General features: G+C 43.4%; 18 protein-coding genes. 5 read left to right on the top strand and 13 right to left on the bottom strand.

The features are described from left to right. Positions 1 to 78 precede the first annotated feature (78 nt). The 4 genes from EXT47_RS01170 to EXT47_RS01155 all read right to left on the bottom strand — a co-directional run bounded on the left by EXT47_RS01170 (position 79) and on the right by EXT47_RS01155 (position 3,128). Positions 79 to 594 carry a DUF2489 domain-containing protein gene (locus EXT47_RS01170; protein ID WP_010376294.1) on the bottom strand — a complete coding sequence of 172 codons (516 nt, stop codon included), beginning with the start codon at positions 592 to 594 and terminating at the stop codon, positions 79 to 81. Next, positions 594 to 1,181, bottom strand: a complete 588-nt coding sequence (gene yihI, locus EXT47_RS01165) for a Der GTPase-activating protein YihI (protein WP_010607784.1) — start codon at positions 1,179 to 1,181, stop codon at positions 594 to 596. The genes EXT47_RS01170 and yihI overlap by 1 nt, the downstream gene beginning before the upstream one ends. Before the next feature lie 24 nt (positions 1,182 to 1,205). Next, positions 1,206 to 1,859 (bottom strand): class I SAM-dependent methyltransferase, encoded by a 654-nt coding sequence (locus EXT47_RS01160; protein WP_045990431.1) that lies wholly within the window; start codon positions 1,857 to 1,859, stop codon positions 1,206 to 1,208. 636 nt (positions 1,860 to 2,495) lie between these two features. After that, positions 2,496 to 3,128, bottom strand: a complete 633-nt coding sequence (locus tag EXT47_RS01155; RefSeq protein WP_039494612.1) for a cytochrome c — start codon at positions 3,126 to 3,128, stop codon at positions 2,496 to 2,498. Positions 3,129 to 3,581: 453 nt separating this feature from the next. Here EXT47_RS01155 and yihA point away from each other — a divergent pair, with 453 nt between their 5' ends. Continuing rightward, positions 3,582 to 4,220 carry a ribosome biogenesis GTP-binding protein YihA/YsxC gene (yihA, locus tag EXT47_RS01150; protein ID WP_017219189.1) on the top strand — a complete coding sequence of 213 codons (639 nt, stop codon included), beginning with the start codon at positions 3,582 to 3,584 and terminating at the stop codon, positions 4,218 to 4,220. Positions 4,221 to 4,246: 26 nt separating this feature from the next. Here yihA and EXT47_RS01145 read toward each other — a convergent pair whose 3' ends face one another. The 3 genes from EXT47_RS01145 to polA form a co-directional block, all read right to left on the bottom strand. Then, positions 4,247 to 4,777, bottom strand: a complete 531-nt coding sequence (locus tag EXT47_RS01145; RefSeq protein ID WP_039494614.1) for a DUF1285 domain-containing protein — start codon at positions 4,775 to 4,777, stop codon at positions 4,247 to 4,249. After that, a complete protein-coding gene (locus EXT47_RS01140) occupies positions 4,764 to 5,333 on the bottom strand; it encodes a YceI family protein (protein ID WP_069018828.1) in 570 nt (189 codons plus the stop codon). The genes EXT47_RS01145 and EXT47_RS01140 overlap by 14 nt, the downstream gene beginning before the upstream one ends. Before the next feature lie 615 nt (positions 5,334 to 5,948). Further along, positions 5,949 to 8,705 carry a DNA polymerase I gene (gene polA / locus EXT47_RS01135; protein WP_039494619.1) on the bottom strand — a complete coding sequence of 919 codons (2,757 nt, stop codon included), beginning with the start codon at positions 8,703 to 8,705 and terminating at the stop codon, positions 5,949 to 5,951. Between the two features lie 432 nt (positions 8,706 to 9,137). Between polA and elbB the strand changes: the two genes are divergently transcribed. The 3 genes from elbB to EXT47_RS01120 all read left to right on the top strand — a co-directional run bounded on the left by elbB (position 9,138) and on the right by EXT47_RS01120 (position 13,217). Continuing rightward, a complete protein-coding gene (elbB, locus tag EXT47_RS01130) occupies positions 9,138 to 9,788 on the top strand; it encodes an isoprenoid biosynthesis glyoxalase ElbB (RefSeq protein WP_039494621.1) in 651 nt (216 codons plus the stop codon). Between the two features lie 244 nt (positions 9,789 to 10,032). Beyond that, a complete protein-coding gene (locus tag EXT47_RS01125; RefSeq protein WP_010376308.1) occupies positions 10,033 to 10,425 on the top strand; it encodes a cytochrome c5 family protein in 393 nt (130 codons plus the stop codon). Positions 10,426 to 10,646: 221 nt separating this feature from the next. Continuing rightward, positions 10,647 to 13,217, top strand: coding sequence for a diguanylate cyclase (locus EXT47_RS01120; protein WP_039494623.1), 2,571 nt, complete (start codon positions 10,647 to 10,649; stop codon positions 13,215 to 13,217). Here EXT47_RS01120 and rep read toward each other — a convergent pair. Beyond that, positions 13,203 to 15,218: a DNA helicase Rep gene (gene rep, locus EXT47_RS01115; RefSeq protein ID WP_039494625.1), complete on the bottom strand. Its 2,016-nt coding sequence runs from the start codon at positions 15,216 to 15,218 to the stop codon at positions 13,203 to 13,205. The genes EXT47_RS01120 and rep overlap by 15 nt on opposite strands. Before the next feature lie 194 nt (positions 15,219 to 15,412). Here rep and EXT47_RS01110 point away from each other — a divergent pair, with 194 nt between their 5' ends. Further along, positions 15,413 to 15,682: an accessory factor UbiK family protein gene (locus EXT47_RS01110; protein ID WP_010376312.1), complete on the top strand. Its 270-nt coding sequence runs from the start codon at positions 15,413 to 15,415 to the stop codon at positions 15,680 to 15,682. A gap of 66 nt (positions 15,683 to 15,748) precedes the next feature. Here the strand turns inward: EXT47_RS01110 and can are convergent, their stop codons facing one another. The 5 genes from can to ilvA all read right to left on the bottom strand — a co-directional run bounded on the left by can (position 15,749) and on the right by ilvA (position 20,849). After that, positions 15,749 to 16,417, bottom strand: coding sequence for a carbonate dehydratase (can, locus tag EXT47_RS01105; protein WP_045990427.1), 669 nt, complete (start codon positions 16,415 to 16,417; stop codon positions 15,749 to 15,751). After that, positions 16,417 to 17,613, bottom strand: coding sequence for a methyltransferase (locus EXT47_RS01100; protein ID WP_039494629.1), 1,197 nt, complete (start codon positions 17,611 to 17,613; stop codon positions 16,417 to 16,419). Before EXT47_RS01100 ends, can begins: the two co-directional genes overlap by 1 nt. A 27-nt stretch (positions 17,614 to 17,640) precedes the next feature. After that, positions 17,641 to 18,693, bottom strand: coding sequence for an ABC transporter substrate-binding protein (locus EXT47_RS01095; RefSeq protein WP_039494630.1), 1,053 nt, complete (start codon positions 18,691 to 18,693; stop codon positions 17,641 to 17,643). Between the two features lie 122 nt (positions 18,694 to 18,815). Then, positions 18,816 to 19,250, bottom strand: a complete 435-nt coding sequence (locus EXT47_RS01090; RefSeq protein ID WP_039494631.1) for a hypothetical protein — start codon at positions 19,248 to 19,250, stop codon at positions 18,816 to 18,818. 57 nt (positions 19,251 to 19,307) lie between these two features. Beyond that, positions 19,308 to 20,849 carry a threonine ammonia-lyase, biosynthetic gene (gene ilvA / locus EXT47_RS01085; RefSeq protein ID WP_130125743.1) on the bottom strand — a complete coding sequence of 514 codons (1,542 nt, stop codon included), beginning with the start codon at positions 20,847 to 20,849 and terminating at the stop codon, positions 19,308 to 19,310.

The raw sequence follows: 20,849 nt of genomic DNA, 5'->3' as shown, positions 1-20,849 counted from the left end.
AGAACTAAAAAACGCCCACTTGGGGCGTTTAATCTGAAGTTTGGATAAAGATTCACTTAGCCGTTTTCCAAAGCCAACTTACTGAAACACAACATTTTCACTGCCAGCAGCCGCTTTAAAGCGCGCTATCAGCTTTTCACAGTCCTGTAAGATCTCTGCTTCTAGGCGCTCTTCAGCACGCCAACGCTGGCTATCCATTTTGAAAATCTCTTTTTTAGAATACTTCTTACGCGCGTCATGAGTTGGCATTTCTTTGACTTCATCATACATCTGATAAACACCAGGATAACTCTGTTGTAAGTCAACTTCCTCGTCAAAGCTATATTGCGAGATGAGTACCCAAACTCGTAAACACCCTTCAGAATATTCACATTGTTTTTCCTTCATCGCACGCGCGATCAAGTTAACGCTATCCGCAATTTTTCCATTGCGCTGCTGCCGTGACTTTTCAAGCTCAGCAGCCTTTTGCTCGCGATGTTTGGCAATCTGCTCTTTTTGCACCTTCAGTTGCCAAAGTAATTTACCCGCGTAAAACGCCAGTCCAGCAATAATCAGGGCACCAATAATGATTGCGATGATCCATGCAGTATTCATTACTTATCATCTTCCTCAAAGTCGTCGTCTAACCATTCATTTGCTAGATCATTACTCATAAACTGATCCATTGGATCATCTTCTAGCATATCGCCTTCTTCAAACTCATCATCAATTCCTAAGATCTCACATAGTTCCTGATGACGTGCAATGCCGCGATTGAAGTATTTCGCATCTTTACCTGTTAGCAGTTCACCGCGTTCATGACGTTCAAGTAGCGCCATCAAGCGTTCGTCATTTTCTAACTGCTCTAGCTCTTGCTCTGGAGTTAACGTCTCTACCGCTGTAGTTAACTTAACTTGCGGCTGTAGATGGCGCTTCATCTCTGGCTGTGTATTCGACTTAGTCGGTTGTGGCTCTGCGACCAAAGAAATGGGCTTTTTGCTACCAACACGCGGATCTTTATTGGTCGTCGTGTTTGATTGCTCTTTCACTAGGATCTCTGGTGCATTTCTAGAACCCGGCTTTTTACCTTTGGTTTTTTTGCTACGCTGCTCTTTGAGTGCACGTAATGCTTGGAGCTTTTCTTTACTCAGCCTTGGTGTTCCATTGGCTGCAACTTTACGTGTCTTTTTCTTTCTGGTCATAATTGGTTATCCAAAATTCTCGCGTTAACTACGCTTGGTGAGAATGATGACATCATTCCCAATAAATTCTAATTCACAATCCTGCTGCGCGGCAAAATACGCAAAGCTTTCCCGGCTAAAAAATGAAATATGCGTTAGGTCATTTTTATAGTGCCAATTCGCAAAGCGTGCATTATCAATGACAAGCTTGGTCATCAATGCCAGCGGCTTTCCCACTTTTAAGCATGCTAACAATTGCGTTAATACTTTTGCAGGTTCTGCTAAATGTTCCACCACTTCTGTACTGACGATAAAGTCGTACTGACGAGTCAGTACACTGGTATCATTAGCATAGTACAGGTCAAACAAAGCCACCTGATGCCCTGCTTCTTCAAGCATTTTCGCAAGCAGCGGGCCGGGCCCACAGCCAAAATCTAAGCCATGGCTTGGTGTCGCCAAACGTGCCAACAGTGGATCCGCCACTCGTGCTAGAAAGCGACGATAGCCTTCATCGGCCAGATCGTTTTCATGGCTATCATAAATGGCCTTTTCTTGAGCTGGTGTTAATCTCGACTTGGGATCAACCATCACCAACTGGCAGGTTTGACATTGCCAGTACAGTCGATACTTGTCTTGATGGTAGGCTTCAAGCTGATTACCTTGGCACAGGCCACAACTGAATAGAGTTGAATCTTGCAATGGTCAACAGTGATTGCTTAATAAGGCGGCTATTGTATCAGGTATAATAGAGGCAACCAAATAAAAAGGCGGCAGAGATCACTCTCTACCGCCTACTAATCTGAGCGTCACAACTGGACACTTCTCCCTTCGACTTTTAAGCCTTATTATTATTCTTTTTATTTTATTGTCGTCCGTATTGTTTTTATTTTAGACTTCCGTGACACTTTCCATATTGTTTTTATTATGAGACTTCCGTGATTTTCTTATTCTCGGTCTTCCTGACGCTTTCTTGATAGTCCTTCGTATCCAACTAGATACATAACTTTGCCACCTACGCTTCCGTATCGAATTGTCCCTTTTTTTGTATTGCTTGGCGACAACGAATAATCTACGCTCCTGAGCTTGAGTTACAACTGTTTAATAACAAATTTCTTACCTTAATTTTTTTAATTAAACAGAAAAAAGATGAATTACATAAACTTACACTGAACAAGAGCTTAAAAATAAGCTAAAACTCACATGTTGCACAAGCAAATATCTTACATTAAAAGTGAGATATATCTCACAACCTCAACAACAAAAAAAGGCAGCCTATGCTGCCCTTTTTTCAATAGTAAGAGTTTACACTGAGAGAGGTAAACTCACTATACGACTTTAGTGTAGACCACCTAAGTACTTAGATAATACTTCGATGTCTTTGTCTGTAAGCTTCTGCGCGATATCACGCATCATACCATTCATGTCGTTGTTACGAGTGCCATCACGGAACTTCTCAAGCTGAGATTTGATGTACTCAGGGTGCTGGAATGACACTTTAGGGAACTTAGCTAAAGAAGTACCGTTACCACGAGGACCGTGACACGCAGCGCAAGCTGGAATACCACGCTCAGCATCACCGGCTTTATATAGCTTCTGACCTACAGCAACAACATCTTCCGGCGTTGAACCCGCAGACATAGATAAAGAAGAGAAATAGGCGGCTAAATCTTTCATATCTTGATCTGACAGCGGCATAGCCATACCACTCATCACAGGATCCATACGCCCTTCTTTACCACCAGACGTCATACCTAGCTTAAACTCTTGTAGCTGCTTGTAGATATAATCTGCATGCTGACCTGCGATTTTAGGATACATAGTCACAGGGGCATTGCCATCTGGACCGTGACATGCTGCACACGTTGCAGACTTTGCTTTACCTGCTTCCGCGTCACCATCGAATGCCGATGCGTTGCTTGCTGACAACGTACCAAGCAACATTGTTAAAGTTAATGCTATTTTTTTCATGGTAAATTCTCTGTTTCCGACCCTGTAATTTGTACCCTCGCAAATAAAGTCGCTCTCTTTATTGCTCGGGCAAATAATACCAATCAGTACTAATTAGGTTGTTATGTTAATCAGATGAATCATACATGCAAACTTAGCAAATATAACGCCAAACAGCACCGATCCATCTAAATACGCCTTGCTCAGTAGTGACTACTGATAGGTATACACTTTAGATTGACATTGCAATTTCTACATTCTACACGATATTACTTTCTCTGGCACGTTTTCTGCCCATATTAAGCTTATAATTTATAGGGACTTGACCTAGATTAATTAATATTGGGACGACGCTTCGGCCAATTAGCAACAAAAGCGGCATTTAGAACAAACCTCACAATGCTTTTGGTTTCCGTCATACTGTTATAAAATACGCAATTCCATCCGCGAAAGTTTAATCAGTTAGGAGTCAGCGTGCTAAAATCTCGCGTTAAATACAATCAGGCACAATTTATCACAAGTGCCCCAGATATCAGTAAACTGCCACCAGACACTGGAATTGAAGTTGCTTTTGCGGGTCGTTCTAACGCTGGTAAGTCGAGCGCGCTCAATACGCTTACAGACCAAAAGCTGGCACGCACCAGTAAAACACCTGGCCGGACTCAGCTTATTAATACTTTTTCTCTAGGTGAAGATCAGCGTTTGATTGATTTACCTGGCTATGGCTTTGCAAAAGTCCCATTAGAGATGAAGAAGAAATGGCAAAAAGCATTAGGTGAATATTTACAACGCCGCAAATGTCTTAAAGGGATTGTGGTATTAATGGATATTCGTCACCCTCTTAAAGATCTCGATATGGATCTCATCAACTGGGCAACTGGCAGCAATATACCAGTATTGGCGTTGTTGACCAAAGCCGATAAGCTAAAACAAGGTAAGCGCAAAGCAGAAGTACTACAAGTACGTCGTGCGCTATCTGAAATAGACGGTGATATCACTGTTCACGCGTTTTCTTCTTTGAAAGGTATCGGATTGAACGAATTGGCGTGGAAACTGGATGATTGGTATTTAGGTCCGTTTGTCAAAGAAGCTCAAGAGGAAGCAAGCGAGTAATACCAATTCACTAACGTAAGGCGCGCTTAGCTAAGATAAAAGCGCGTCTTTGCCGACATCAAATAAAAGCCTTTTTTATCTTCCTCGAGCAATTCAGCCCACTGATAATAGACATTTCGTGAAATTCTAGCGGTTAAACCATAATTGAGTGTGAGAAATGGAATATCTCCCCCATTAACATGCTCAAGCGCTAATGGAAACACATCACAAATGGGCCATTCACGGCCTAAATTATCTATCGCGATAATACACGGTGATAACTCCAAAGCTGATGCTTCATCACAATAACGCCATTGCTCGATGATAAAAGGATGAGCAAGCACCTCTATCTCACAACTTTCTGCAGGTGTTTTTAACCAATACTGTTGACCATCAAAGGTTAAAACACTAGCAAACAAGGCAACTAGCGATTGCCGTTTAATTTCACGCCCTTGATGAAACCAACGACCATCCGCTGCAATTTTTATGTCAGAAAAACCGCACGACGGCGCCGACCAATTTTCGGTCGGCGCATGAGTCGTAACATACTGTTTGATTAACGCATCAATTTTGTTCATCAAAAACCAAGTTGAAGCTAACAGGCACGCTAGTCGCAATAGTCTTCAGACCCGCGATTTCTCGTAGCGCTTCAATTCCTTTATCTAACCCAAACTGCTTAGAATCGAGAATAAATGCATTTACCGGTGTAACCACCAAGCCATTAGCACTTTTCGTTATTAATAAGTCTAGGCTGATCTTTTGGATCTGACCATGCAGTGTCAATGTTGCTGTTACATCATTGATTTTTTGTGTACCAGCTTTAAGTTTAGCAAGCACTTCAGAAACATCAGCGTTAACTTTCGCCTTTGGGTGTTGCGCTACATTGAACAGCATCTTTTGCATGCGTTCATTACGGATCGGGATCATCGTTTCAACGCTTGCCAGGTCAATATTAACCTCAAGCTCGCCTTTAGCAGATAATGTACCATCTATCGTTTTAAAATGATGTACTTCTGCAACGCTAGTCTGTTTCACAGACACAAAACTAACATCGCTTTGTTGTTGATTAAATTGCCAAGCTGCGAACGCCTGAGAAGAAATAAGTGCACTACCTAAAAGAAGGTACTTTAGCATGACGACTTCCTTATGAAATGAGAGTGAATTGCATTTGAGCGCTCAGTGTAAAACGCAGTGCAAATTAAATAAACCTTTAATCATAAACTCGTCGTTATGTTGGAATACTTTTACGCCCATCGTATTCACTTTATAGCGAGAAAATAGCTTTAGTAGCCAAGCAAAAATGTTGTGATTTAGCTACCCTAAACGATAAATTTTTAACGAAGTTAATAGGGGTTTCACCTGCACATTGATTGGGGAGTTACATCAATTGGTATCATCTTTGAAAAGAGAAGAAAAAGACGGCCCGTAAAAGTTACGAGCCGCTATAGCAATCTGGGGAGAAGCTATCAATACACTGTATCCTCTTTCGAGAGATACATCATCAACAGGATGTCCTACAGGATGAGGACGGCGCGAACTCTAACAAATAGACGTCCAGAAATAAACACCAAAAAGCAAAACTTGAGCCAATTTGATAAACTTTCAACGTTAATTTGTTTTTTGTTACTAGGGATTAACAGGAGCTACAAAATTAAGACGCTATGCTGCTAGTGTATACTTGCAAACAAACATGAATGAAGTTGCACTAGTCTAATCGAATAGTGCAACTCGGGTAGATTTTAATATCGACTAGTGTGCTTGTTCCCAGTTGTCACCACTGTCGGCTTCAACTAGTAACGGTACATCAAGTGCTGCCGCAGCGCTCATCAACTCACAGATCTTTTCACTGTATTCAGCAACTTTATCACTGTGTACTTCAAACACTAATTCATCGTGCACTTGCATGAGCAACTGGATATCATTGCTATCACAGCTTTGTAGCCATTCATCCACTTTAATCATCGCTTTTTTGATGATGTCCGCCGCAGTGCCCTGCATCGGTGCGTTGATGGCTGCACGTTCTGCTGCTTTTCTGCGAGCGCCATTACGCGCATTGATATCCGGTAGATACAAGCGGCGACCGAATAAGGTTTCTACATACCCTTTATCAGCAGCCTCTTCACGCGTGCGCTCCATATACTCTAATACACCAGGGAAGCGTTCAAAGTACATATCCATATAATGTTGCGCTTCATTTCTTGGAATATCTAACTGACGTGACAGACCAAACGCACTCATGCCATAGATCAAGCCAAAGTTAACCGCTTTAGCTTTTCGGCGCATATCAGAAGTCACTTCCTCAAGCGGCACGGAAAACACTTCAGACGCTGTTGCGCTGTGTACATCTTTACCTTCGGCAAAGGCACTCAACAACCCTTTGTCTTGTGACAAATGTGCCATGATCCTAAGCTCGATTTGGCTGTAATCCGCCGCGACGATTTGTTTATTATTGTCGGCAACAAATGCCTGACGAATACGACGTCCCGCTTCGTTACGGATTGGAATATTTTGCAAGTTAGGATCGCTTGAGCTTAGGCGGCCCGTTGCGGTAACGGCTTGATGGTAAGAAGTGTGCACGCGACCGGTATCCGCATTAACCAATTTTGGTAATTTGTCGGTATAGGTTGATTTCAGCTTAGCTAAGCCACGGTGCTCAATAATAAGTTTTGGCAGTGGATAATCATGCGCCAACTCTTGTAGCACTTCTTCGGCTGTTGAAGGCGCGCCTTTTGGCGTTTTCTTAATCACTGGTAGCTCAAGTTTGTCGAACAATATCGCTTGTAGTTGCTTTGTTGAACTCAGGTTGAACTCCTCACCTGCAATTTCAAAAGCTTGTTGTTCAAGCTCACCTAAGCGCTTTTCAATCTCGATACTTTGCTTCGCTAGCATATCGCCATCGATGTGCACACCAGTACGTTCAATGCGAGAAAGTACGCTCAGCAGCGGTAATTCAATCTCTGTAAATACCTGCTTAAGGCGATTTTCTTTTTCTATTAACGGCCAGAGGTGTTGATGCAATCTCAGTGTAATATCAGCGTCTTCCGCTGCATAAGGTGCCGCCTTTTCTAGCTCGATTTGGTTAAAGGTCAGTTGATTCTTACCTTTGCCAGCGATATCTTCAAAGCTAATGGTTTTATGGCCTAAATATTTTAGCGCCAAGGAGTCCATATCGTGGCGAGTTCCTACGCTGTTAAATACGTATGACTCCAACATGGTATCAAAAGCGATCCCCTGCAGTTCAAGCCCTGCACGAGCAAGCACACTTTGATCATATTTTAAATTTTGACCCACTTTTTTGATCTGAGGATCTGCAAGTAGTGGTGCCATGATCTCAAACACTATGTCTTGAGAAAGCTGCTCGGGCGCTCCCACATAATCGTGATTGATTGGTAAGTAAGCCGCTTCGCCCGGTGCAACCGCAAAGCTCATTCCAACTAGATCCGCCTGCATATAGTTAACACTGGTGGTTTCAGTATCAAAAGCGATGAGCTGGGCTGCTTTTAACTTAGTTACCCACTCATCAAGCTGTGCTTTTGTCAAAATAGTCTCATATTGGGTGTCGACCTGCGCCGCTGCAGGCGCCGACCCTTCAGCCTCCACATCAACGATATCAGCTTGTGACTGACCATCCAGCAATTCAGCTAACCAACGCTTAAATTCACACTGACCATATAGCTCGATTAAGCGATCTTTATCCATCTCAGCTATCTTAAATTGCTCTAAGTCTTGCTCTACTTCACAATCCAGCTTAATAGTGGCTAATTCATACGACAATTTTAGCTGCGCTTGGTGTTCCTCTAGTTTTTTCGCCATGGTTTTTGAGCCACGAAAACCTAAATCAGCAATTTTGTCTAAGTTTTCGTAGAGCGAATCGATAGAGCCTAACCCCTGAAGCATCGCCAATGCAGTTTTTTCACCAACGCCTGGTACGCCCGGAATATTATCGACTTTATCTCCCATTAACGCGAGATAGTCGATGATCAAGTCAGGACCAATACCAAACTTATCCACTACCCCTTCAGGGTCTAAGATCGTATTTGTCATTGTGTTGATCAACGTGACATGTTCATTGACCAATTGCGCCATATCCTTATCACCAGTGCTGATTAGCACATGGCGACTTTGCTCTGACGCTATTTTAGAGAATGTACCGATCACGTCATCGGCCTCGACACCACTAATACTTACCAGTGGCAGGCCCATTGCTTTAATTATTTCGTGGATCGGCTCAATTTGCGTTCTCAGATCATCCGGCATAGGCGGGCGATGCGCTTTATACTCGCTATACATTTCGTTGCGGAAAGTTGGCCCTTTAGCGTCAAAGACTACTACCATATGACTTGGTTGATATTGCTTAAGCAAACTCTTAAGCATATTGATCACACCGTAGATCGCACCAGTTGCTTCACCTTTTGAATTTGTTAAATGTGGTGGCGCATGATAAGCACGAAATAAATAGGAAGAACCATCAACCAAGATCAACGGATTTTGAGGGATCTGAGACATAAATATTGGATCCTAAATTAGTCTTTTGTGGAGTAGAATGTAAGGATGCCACAAGGCACAAGATAAAACGAGTTTCGCGTTATCTCATCATTTAGATAAATCGTGCTGCACCTGTGGATAACTTTGTAGACAAACACGAAAAATCGCTCCGAAACTTTGTTTTAAAAGTCAGAGTGTAAATTAAAACTTTGATTTACTTGCGCTTTTTGTGCCTTTTTTATTGTTATTATCTTTACCGCTTTGTGGATAAAGAATTTTTTTAGTCACGCTTAACAATCTGGGTGAGTAAAAAATAGCCTGATTTTCTCAAGCGGAGGAGTATACTAACACAATTGATCAAAGATCATAGAAGATCCTTTATAATTTTTTAATTCGTGCATAATTCTTTTTATGCATATAGCGCGCATGATGTGACATTGAAGGGAGAAATGAATGAAAAAAGTAGCGGTAATTTTAAGTGGCTGTGGAGTATTCGACGGTGCCGAGATCCACGAGTCAGTATTAACACTACTCAATCTTGAAAAAGCAGGGGCAAGCTATCAGTGCTTTGCACCTAATATTGATCAATTCCATGTGATCAATCACATCACCGGTGAAGAACAAGATGAACGTCGTAATGTTCTTGTTGAAGCCGCCCGCATTGCACGCGGAGAAATTGCAGATCTGGAAACATTAAGTGCTGACGAATTCGATGCTTTGGTATTACCAGGAGGTTTTGGTGTAGCAAAGAATCTTTCTGATTTTGCTTTTAAAGGCGCAGATTCTACGATTCTTGAAAGCGTAAAGCGCGTATGTCGTGAGTTCAATCATCAGCAAAAACCTATCGCTTATTTGTGCATTGCGCCAGCACTCATCGCCCATATCCACACACCGGGTACACTCGCGACCATAGGCAATGATGTTGATACCGCAGCGGCAGTTAATACGCTTGGTGCAAAGCACGTGGATTGTGAAGTGACCGAGATCGTCGTTGATGACAATGAAAAAGTGATTAGTACACCGGCATATATGCTGGCGTCATCCATCCTTGAAGCCGCGACTGGCATCGAAAAGGCGGTGACGAAGTTAATCGAAATGGCATAGAGGCGATCACCTCCCCCACCCATTCGTATTAGTAAAGGAAAACGCCAAGGCCGAACAACTCGCTTTTCGGCCTTGAGCGATTGCAAATTTAGGCAGAAAAGCTTGCCCTAACGCAATAAATTAATGGTTTTAACCATTTATACTCAAGTTTACGTTTTATAAATGAACAGGTGACGTTATAATCCCAATAATTCCGTCATCCATTATCGTGATTGAACACGTTCAAACGAAGTGAGCAAGGTAAATGAAGAAACTTTCAGCAGCACTTTTATTGCTATCAACAGCCGCAGTTGCGCAACCATACGACAATTCTTTAACTGAAGAAGCGATTAAGAAACGTCTTCAGCCTATCGGCTCAGTATATTTAGCTGGTGCTGAAAGTGCTGCAGAAGCCGAGCCATCAGGACCTCGTTCAGGTGAGCAGGTTTATCAAGCAGCATGTTTTGCTTGTCACGGCACTGGCGCATTAGGCGCACCAAAAACAGCTGACGATTGGGCACCGCGCCTAGCGAAAGGTAAAGACGTATTACTAGACCATGCGATCAATGGCTTCAATGCAATGCCTCCTCGTGGTACTTGTATGAACTGCTCGGATGATGAGATTGCAGCAGCAATCGATTTCATGACAAGCAAATAAGTATTTCAACTTCTCTATTTAGGGTAGAAAGACTTATTGGACAGTGCAGCGTTTATCGCTGCATTTTCGTCTCAATATAGTGCCATAAAAGCCGTGATTAACGCTGGCTTGATATCACTTTATAAAGCGAGCATGAATGAGAAATTTACACTTGACCGCCTCGGCTAAAAGTGAAACTATTAAGCTCAATAATTAAACAACAATAAGAACTGGTTTCGTCATTGGAAGAGCCACAGCAACAGGTTAGGAGACTATCTCGGCGAACCGCCAGATTAGAGTCTTTACTCAAAAAGTATAAAAGAAAGTCTCAACTTCAATACACATTAATTCAGTTATCAGAACAGGCTAGTACTGTTGCTGAGCTTACCCTGTTGTATCCCGCAATCCACAATATTCTATCTCAATATTTACCTAGCAAAAGCTTTTACGTTGTCCTGCAAAATCGCTTTACTCAAGCGCTTGAGCTATCGTATTTTGTTGATGAGAAAGACGGTATTTCTGTCCCACTTCATGAAGCACATCACTTTAAAGATGGTGTGACTGGTTTTGTATTTAAAACCGGCGAAACCGTTTATCTCACCAAAGATGACATGCTATCGCGAGCCAATGCTGGCGAGTTTAAGATAATGGGCAGTCAAGCGGAGCATTGGGTGGGCGTACCTATCTACCGCGACGGCGCAATTATTGGCGTTATGGTATCGCAAAGCTACGAAGCCGAGCAATCCTACAGCGATCATCAAGTTGAATTGCTTGAAGTAATGTCACTGTATCTGGCCACAGCGATCGAACGCGTTAAAAAACGTGAGTTACTAGAGTCTGAAGTGAAAATTCGCACGCGGGCACTAATGCAAAGTAATGAAGCACTTAATAAAGAGATAGAAAACCGCAAGCGTGCGCTAGAAAGACAGCAAATCTTATTCAAGATTTCTGAATTAGCAACCCAGTTCTCCGATATTGACGATGTTTACCAACAAGTTCACGACATTATTCGTTCTATTACTTTTGCCGACAACCTCTACATAGCGCTTTACGATAAAGAGACGAATTGGCTTACCTTCCCGTATAGCGTTGATGAAAAAACCAGTTATAACCCTCGCCCATTTGCAAAAGGGTATAGTGAGCTGGTCATTCGTACTGAGCAAAGCCAGTTAATAGACAGTACCCGTGCCAAAGCCTTAGCACTCGAAGGCACAGTAGAGCGCCCCGCAGGCTATAATCACAAGCTTGCTGCAACGAGTTGGCTTGGTGCACCATTAAAAACCGCTACTGGCGTCATCGGCCTGATCGCATGTCAGGCTTATGAGCACAAACACGAATTTAATTATGATGATGTTGAGCTGATCTCTTTTGTATCTAATCAGATTGCCTCTGTACTACAAACGCACCTAGCGAACCAAGCGCTTAAGATCAGTCACCAGCAGTTAGAACATCGAGTTGCGGAAAAAACTAAAGAGCTACAACAAGCCAATTTACACCTGCAAATGCAGATGGAAGAGCGTAAAAAGATTGAGCAACAGCTTTATCATGATGCGCATCATGATTCACTCACGGGTCTCCCAAACCGTAGTTTGTTTTTAACTCAGCTCGAAAAGACGCTGAAGAAACATCATCGCTATCCCGAAGATAACTTTGCCGTTCTTTTTATTGATTTAGATAAATTTAAAGACATTAATGATGAATTAGGTCACCAGGCAGGTGATCAGTTTTTGGTATGGGTGGCACAGTCATTCTTAGAGTGTATTCGTGAACACGATTTATTAGCTCGACTTGCTGGTGATGAATTCGTGATCTTACTTGATCACCTAACCGATCGTCAGCAAGCGGAAGATGTCGCCAAACGTATTATCAAAGTCATGCAGCAACCTTTCTGTTTGAAGGGCGTATGCATGCAAAGCGGTGCCAGCATAGGGATCACCTACAGTAATAAGCTATACCGTAACACCGATGAAATTATCAGAGATGCCGATGCGGCAATGTACTATGCTAAAAACGCTGGCCGTGGTCGCTATGAATTTTATCATCCATTGCTAACCGCAAGCTCAAATGCTCAAAAGCAGCAAGAGCAGCATCACTTAGATAAGCTCCCTACCCACTTCCGCTGTACGGAAATCGTGAACTGGTCTGATAACGCCCAACCAATTGGCTTTTTGGAAGCCTTTGGCGAGCATCCAGTGTTAGGCAGCACCAGTTTTGATATTCTGAAAAAGTTTGCCGCAGAAAAATCTCAACTGCTTGAAATTGAATTGCACCTACTTAACAAAGCGCAAGAAATTGCCCTTAGCCGCGATGAAGATATGCTATTTGGTTGCTCTGCAATGTTACTAGAAAGCGCACATTTTGACGCGCTAAAGCAGCAGCTTAAGCGGCAAGACAAAACACTTTGTTTGCTCTTCGAAGAAAGCGAAATTCGCTTTGCTTCTAGTCAGCAAGTATTAAATCTCAGAGCCTTGGCCGATATGGGGATCCCAATTGGCTTGAATAATTTTGGTAAAGATCGCTGCGATCTAACCCTAATTAGCCAAGTTGACTTTACCTATGTCTTATTAAGCTCGACGTTTAGTAAACGCGTCTTACAGCAAACGAGTTATGAGGTTCAGTTACAAGGTATTTTAGCCGTTACTAAGGTGAAGAGTATTAAGGTCATCGCCCGAGGTCCTGCGATTTTAAACTTTAGAAGCTTGCTGGAAAAGCATGGCTTGCAGCTGTTTTTTGGCAAACAGCAAATGCTGGATAAGGGCAACGAACGTGTAGCCTTTATCCAGAGTTTTGATAACGAATCAGTCCCGTCTTAGCATTGCCCGTAAATTTGCAACGTTAGACTTACCTTTTTCCATTCGTTCTGCCTGTGTCGCCACAGGCTTTTTCCCTTCAATTTGTAAATCATCTTGCGGCAATTCTTGTACAAAGCGACTCAGCTCTGGGGTGATCTGCTCGCCAAATTGACGACGACTCTTGGTATAAGTCAATGTTAAGGTTTGCTGAGCGCGAGTGATGCCAACGTAGGCCAAACGCCTTTCCTCTTCGACATTTTCTTCGTCAATACTCGTTTGGTGGGGTAGCAAGCCTTCTTCCATTCCCACCATAAATACGTGTGGATATTCAAGACCTTTGGACGCATGCAGCGTTAATAACTGCACTGCATCTGAGTCATCTTCCTCTTCATTGCGCTCAAGCATATCTCTTAATGTGAGTTTGCTTACCACTTCTGGCAGTGTCATCGCGGGGTTATCAGCATCTCCCGTAAGCATATCACTTATCCAACGGTATAGTTCTGATACGTTTTTCATCCGCATTTCCGCCGCTTTAGCGCTGGGAGATGACTCGTAAAGATACGCTTCGTAATTAATTTCACGGATCATATCTTTTACCGCTTCCAAGGTATCTCCACGGGTTGCTCGGTCGGAAAGCTCAACCACCCAGCGCGCAAATCCCATCAATGCATTTAAGCCACGACCCGCCAAGCGATCCGCGAGCTCTGACTCAAAACACGCAGCAAATAGACTAATATGGCGCTCGTTGGCAAAGCTACCTAGCTTTTCTAATGTCACCGGGCCAATCTCGCGTCGAGGGGTATTGACGATACGTAAAAATGCGTTGTCATCATCTTGGTTCACTAGGAATCGTAAATAAGCCATAATGTCTTTGATTTCACTGCGTGCAAAGAACGACATACCGCCACTAATTTTGTATGGAATACGGTTGGTCATGAGTGCCTTTTCAAACACTCGAGCTTGGTGATTACCACGATAAAGCAATGCATAGTCGCGATAGCTGGTACGTTTCATAAACTTGTGTGAAATGATCTCCGCAACCACACGCTCCGCTTCATGTTCTTCGTCACGAGTCGCTATCACACGGATCGGGTCGCCGTACCCCAGTTCACTAAACAGTTGTTTATCAAATTCATGGGGATTATTAGCGATTAGGATATTCGCGGCCTTTAGGATCCGCCCTGCACTACGGTAGTTTTGCTCCAATTTGATAAGTCTTAGGCCCGGAAAATCTTTGCTCAACAGCACCAAGTTTTGCGGTTTAGCACCACGCCATGAATAAATAGACTGATCATCGTCACCAACCACAGTAAAACGTGCGCGCTCACCAACGAGCAGTTTCACTAACTGATACTGGCTGGTATTGGTATCTTGATACTCATCCACCAGCAAATAGCGGAATCGTTGCTGCCAGCGCTCTCTCACATCAACCGACTGATTCAAGAGCAAAGTTGGGATCATAATAAGATCATCAAAGTCTAACGCATTGTAAGCACGCAGCTGTGTTTGATAACGCGCATAAAGCTGAGCGAATAGCGCTTTTTGTGGCTCTCGCGCTTCTCTAATAGCGCGCTCTGGCAAAATAAGCTCATTCTTCCAGTTACCAATCTGCATCTTTAGCAAATTGAGTAAGTCTTTATCACGCTCAAGCTCTTTTTCAGTGAGTTCACTTAACAACTGATTGGTGTCTTGATCATCAAACAAGGAAAAGCCGGGTTTATAACCCAAGGTCTTGACCTCTTTTTTAATGATTTCCAGCCCTAATGTATGGAATGTCGACACCCACAAACCCTTAGCTTCTTGCTTGCCCAAAGTTTGTGCCACCCGTTCACGCATTTCTTTCGCCGCTTTGTTGGTAAAGGTGACCGCTGCGATATTCTTTGCTTTGTATTCACACTGCTGCACTAGGTAGGCAATTTTATTGGTAATAACCCGGGTTTTACCTGAGCCCGCACCTGCCAATACAAGGCATGGACCACTGATATATTTTACCGCTTCGTCTTGTTTTGGGTTGAGCTTCATGCAACTAATCCGGTTATCTTCTCGCTTGGCACAATGTTGGCAACAACTGTCAGTGCTGAGGGGTTGAGGAATTCTTATAAACTAAGCATGCTAGTTTACCGTATCCATGTAAAACTATGAAGCGAACCTTTTCCGTCTGCGGCGCATAAGGTAAGATGGAATTTGTATACTGACTCGCAAGCTAAGGTAAGAAGATGATTAATCCAGCCAAAATTGAAGAAATTGCTAAGCAAATTTCCAGTAACATGCCACAGGGCGTAAAAAATCTTGCTGAAACATTTGAAGCAAGAACGAAACAGGCGATCCAGAGCAAATTATCAGAAATGGATTTTGTTAGCAGAGAAGAGTTTGATATTCAAAGCAAAGTGCTGATCCGCACACGTGAAAAATTGGTTGAACTTGAAGAAAAAGTGGCGCAGTTAGAAGCGCAGCTTGCCAGCCAAGCATCCGACTCGCAGGAATAAACAACCAAAGCTTTGAAAAGTAAGGCGTGCGCTTGTGGCGCACGCAATCTCTAAACTCTGTTGACCCTAGCAATAGCGCTGGTTCACACCAAGCAGAGACTTTTCATAGCAAAGTGACAGTTGCTCCATATCTTCTACGGCGTTCACCACCTCATTCAAGAGACCATCAGCTAGACCATAGACCCACCCGTGTACCGTCAAAGTTTGACCTCGCTGCCAAGCATCTTGAACGATATTGCTCTGACACACGTTGCGCACCTGTTCAACCACATTTAGCTCACAAAGCGCCGCACACTGCTTTTCTTTGCTCACTTGTTCAATAATCGCTTGGTGTTTCTCTTTCACATCAGCGACATGACGTAGCCAGTTATCGATCAGACCAAACTTAGCGTTATCGAGTACGGCTTGCACTCCACCACAACCGTAGTGACCGACCACCATGATGTGATCCACTTTGAGCACCTCAACCGCATACTGCATGACCGACAAACAGTTGTGATCAGTATGCACAACGACATTGGCAACATTGCGGTGAACAAACAACTCTCCAGGCATTAAGTCAACAATCTCGTTGGCAGGCACACGAGAGTCAGAGCAGCCAATCCATAGATAATCTGGATTCTGTTGTTGCGACAGTTTTTTGAAAAACTCAGGATCACTGGCATTGGTGCGATCTGCCCACTGTTTATTATTATCGAGTAAGTGACTCAGTGGACTTGGGCTCGTATTACACATTAATGGTTCTCCGACTGACGTTCAGCCTGTATCAAAATATTCCTTGGGGTGAGTGACTTTTCGCAAAAAGTGCTAAGGGTGACATCATACCCAGCTGCTTGCAGATATAAAACCCTATCCAGGACCAACCAGATCTCAATCGCGCGACGAAACACGTGTCGTACTAGCTCAATTCTGTCCGTTACTTGTTTTCGTTCACGCCCAATACGTTCATATTGGTCAAAATCAATTCCGTCAGGTAGGACGAGCTGCTTCTGCTCAGCTGCCCAATAACAGAATTCACTAAACGACCCCGAAAAAATAGCCTTATTGACCGAAGGCACACTCACGTAATGTTTATCTGCGGTAAGTTCTCTGCGCAGCGCATCAAACCCTAAGCGCCAACTCACCTCTTTTTTACGTACTTGTGCCACTCTTCCGGGCGCAGTAACTGTCTCTTGTAGCGCTAGCTTCATATCATGATGAGACAAATTGAGCTGACTCTGCTGTGCTTCAACACTCATGGCTTGATAATCAGGTGGCGTAAATAAGTGATAGCAGCACGGAGAGAGCGATAGCTTTTTCATGCCATTCGCCACCGCTTGGTGCATAAATACACGATGTAATTCTCCACATGCATGCAGTGCAATACCATGGCGATTTTCAACAAAGTGGTGATGTATGTCATCTTTCAACACGTCGGCACAATGAAAATGCAAGTTTAGATTTTGCCGCTTCGCACTTTCTTCTCCTTGTCGACATAGATCCGCTTGAAGCTCAATACTGTTTACTTCAGGTGCGCCATGATAAGAAAGCAATCGACCTAAATGACCTTTACCCGCGCACCACTCTAATACCGATGCTTTGGTTTCGTTTACTGCGGCAACAAAGTCTTGAAGTTGCTCTAATTTACGTCCTTTTATGCCATTGCTCAGCCAAAATGGTAACTCATCTCTACGGCCCGCTTTTTGCGGTAAAGTACTTAAGAGCGTAAGTTGTTCAAGTTCGGGAATATGGCGGCTAAAAAAAGTAAAAAGGGCATCAGTGTCATTGTCTAATGTTGATACTGCATCGTCGCTTAACCGCAGTAATTCAGATTGCAGTTGTGGCCAGGGAATAGTGAGGTGCTCAAAAGCAACGATTTGCCAATATTGCCGGGTATCGAATAATAATTTATCTAGAAGTTGAAAGCGTTTGCTCGGTTCCACAATAGCCACAGTTGTCAGGGACACAATACCCTTATTCTAGCGTAATTGTTGATGATATTTACGAGAAAAAATTAAGTGGATATACATAGGGATACAAACCAATGTCAAAATGGTTGCAATAATTAGCACCCACGACAATTGTGGTTGCTCGTTTCTGACCTCGGAATAGATAAAACGCGCTTTGTGTTCATGGAATTGACTCAGATCTAAGTGATATAGCTGTGCTATCCATTGCCATTTCGCCGTCGACATTTTTCCGATTGGAATATTAGCCACCTTGATGAACTCTCTCAGCTTCTCAGCTTCAAACGCCAGCTGTTCCATAGATTTTTGGGTCGCATAACGCGCCTTAGTCACCGCCAGAGATTCCTCTAAATGCAACATCGCGTATCGCCACCCTTTAAGGCTCGCACGACGAAAGCGTTTAACCAATTCAGGGCGGTTTTCTAGCACGGTTTCTGTTGTGAACAATACATCTGCATAAACGTTTAAACCAAACTGCTTTGGGCAAATTTCACGGGTCGATAAACCGCTTTGCTGCACGGTATAGGGCTCATTGGTGCTATAAACTTGCATCGCATCAAATTTGCCAGCGATAAAATCCTGTAGCGGTGCACTCCCTGAGTACAATCGCATTTTCTGTGTGTTGACACCGGCACGTTGCAACATCATAAGCAATTCGCCGTTTTCAGTGTGGCCTAAATGGCTGAGGCGTTTCCCCTGAAAATCTCGGGGAACATAAATATCACTGTCAGCCCTCACCATCCAGCAGTAAGGAGAAGACTGTAACACGGCTGCAAGCGCCACAAAGGGTTTACCATTGAGTCTTTGTTTTAAGAGGCCTGAGTGAAACACACCAAACTGAGCTTGACCATATAACACACGAAAATCAACGTTAGGATTATTGGGATCGGCAGGAAGGATCTGAACGTCTAATCCTTCTTCTTGATAGAATCCCTTTTCTTTTGCCATATAGTAGCCAGCAAACTGAAATTGATGTGTCCACTTTAACTGTAGCGTGACTTTTTCAAGAGCGGCAATTTGAGTGCTCAAAAATAAAAGTAATAACGCAACATAGTACCTAAACATCATATCCTTGCGTTTTTCAACTGATAATAGCTAACTATAGTTTAAGGTGCTCAGGCTGCCATTAAGTTTGGATAAGTATTGAATATATCAGTGAGTTAAGTACTACTTTAACTGACTAGGGTTCAAAGCAGCTGTACGTTGCAATTCTCTATATGTGTACCTAGTATGTTCTTAAGGTGATGATAGATCTGCTCTTGGCTGCCTTTGCACATAATGTCATAGCCATTACCATTATTCTTCTCGATGATCCCAAGGTAATTATCATCAATAGCGACAGACTCAACTTGCGCTATTGGCATCATAATTTTATTTGCCCCGTAGATGAGTATTAACTTCTCGCCCTCTTTTAATAACATTTGCTCTGGGCGTCTGTTGGTACCTGTACCACCTTGGAATACGACCGATATCACTGTTATTGCAAACGCAATTGGCAAGAAAAGTGTGTGTTCGAACAGATCTGGCCAAAGCGCGCTCGCACCAAAATATAAGCCCGCAAGTAATACAAGCCTTGTAACTAACGTTATGAAGATGTCCTTGTTTTTTCTTTTTCTAATCATGTAATCCACTGATAAAATTAGATACTTTCATGACCAGCGTACCTAATTCAGTACTTATTATCCAGCCTTTTGCTTTGCTAACTGCTCGCCATGCAAAAAGCGTGTAAAACACGGGTTATCTGTTTCTTCTTGAAACTGATACGCTAACTTTGCAAGATGTTCATCAAAGCGCTCATAATCACTGGGCTCTACTTCAAAAGCGGCTAATACATTCCCCTGTGCCGCACCGTGATTGCGATAATGAAATAAAGTAATATTCCAATTACAGCCGAGCATGTCTAAAAAGCGCGCTAATGCGCCTGGATATTCAGGAAATTCAAACCGTAATAAACGTTCATTCATGACGCTCGGCGGTTTGCCGCCTACCATATATCGCACATGTAACTTTGCCAGTTCGTTATCTGATAAGTCATCAAACAGATAGCCATTTTGATGCAACGAGGCAGTTAACTCGGTTAGCTCTTGTTGGCCATTTCTAAGCCCAACACCAACAAAAATTTGCGCTTCGCCACAGCCAGCATAGCGATAATTAAACTCGGTGATCGCTCGGCCACCAAGAGAGTGACAAAAACGCTTAAAGCTGCCTTTTTCCTCTGGAATAGTCACCCCGAGCAATGCTTCATGTTTAGCACCTAGCGCCGTTCTTTCGGCGATATATCTCAACCGATCGAAGTTTAAATTAGCGCCTGACAAGATAGCCGCAACACTCAGCCCCTTTTCACCCGTTTGTGTGAGCCACTTCTTCAAACCTGCGGTTGATAACGCGCCAGAAGGCTCTGCAGTTGCTCTCGTCTCCACAAAAATATCTTGAACCGCCGCACAAATTTCATCGGCATTAACCGTCACGACTTCATCACAAAACTTTTGTGCTAATCGAAAAGTTTCTGTACCAATAAGCTTTACCGCCACGCCGTCCGCGAAGCCACCGACTCGCTCAAGCTCCACGGGTTCTCCCGCTTCAAGTGCAGCTTTAAGGCATGCACTGTCCTCAGCTTCTACCCCAATAATACGGATATCAGGGCGAAGTGACTTCAAATACACTGCCATTCCCGCAAGCAACCCCCCACCTCCTACGGGAATAAATACGACGTCTAGTTCATCAAGTTGCTGAATTAACTCTCGCGCCACCGTACCTTGGCCGATGATCACATCTTTATCATCAAATGGCGGGACAAAAACACCATTTTGCGCTGCACAAAGATCTAGCGCGTACTGCTTTGCCGCATCAAAGTGATGGCCGTGTAAGATCACTTCACCACCGAGCTTACGAACCGCGTTGACCTTGATCTCTGGCGTAGTCACAGGCATAACAATCGTGGCGTGCTGACCTAGATGCGTTGCACTTAGTGCAACCCCTTGAGCATGATTACCCGCAGAAGCGGTATACACCCGCGATCCTTTCGGCAACTGACGTAGCTTGTTATACGCACCACGCAATTTGAAAGAATAGACCGGCTGTTGGTCCTCTCTTTTCAGCCAAATTTGGTTACCAAGCTGGGCTGACATTTGCTCTAGTTGATTCACTTGCGTTACCTCAACGAGCGGTGCCACATTCGCCTGAATAATGGCTCTAAAGTAATCAAGCTCTTGGGAAACCAT

Source organism: Pseudoalteromonas sp. CO342X (genome assembly GCF_004208915.1).
GTDB classification, from domain to species: domain Bacteria; phylum Pseudomonadota; class Gammaproteobacteria; order Enterobacterales; family Alteromonadaceae; genus Pseudoalteromonas; species Pseudoalteromonas maricaloris.
The sequence above is the reverse complement of the archived record's forward strand: the minus strand, read 5'-3'. Positions and strand labels throughout refer to the sequence as shown.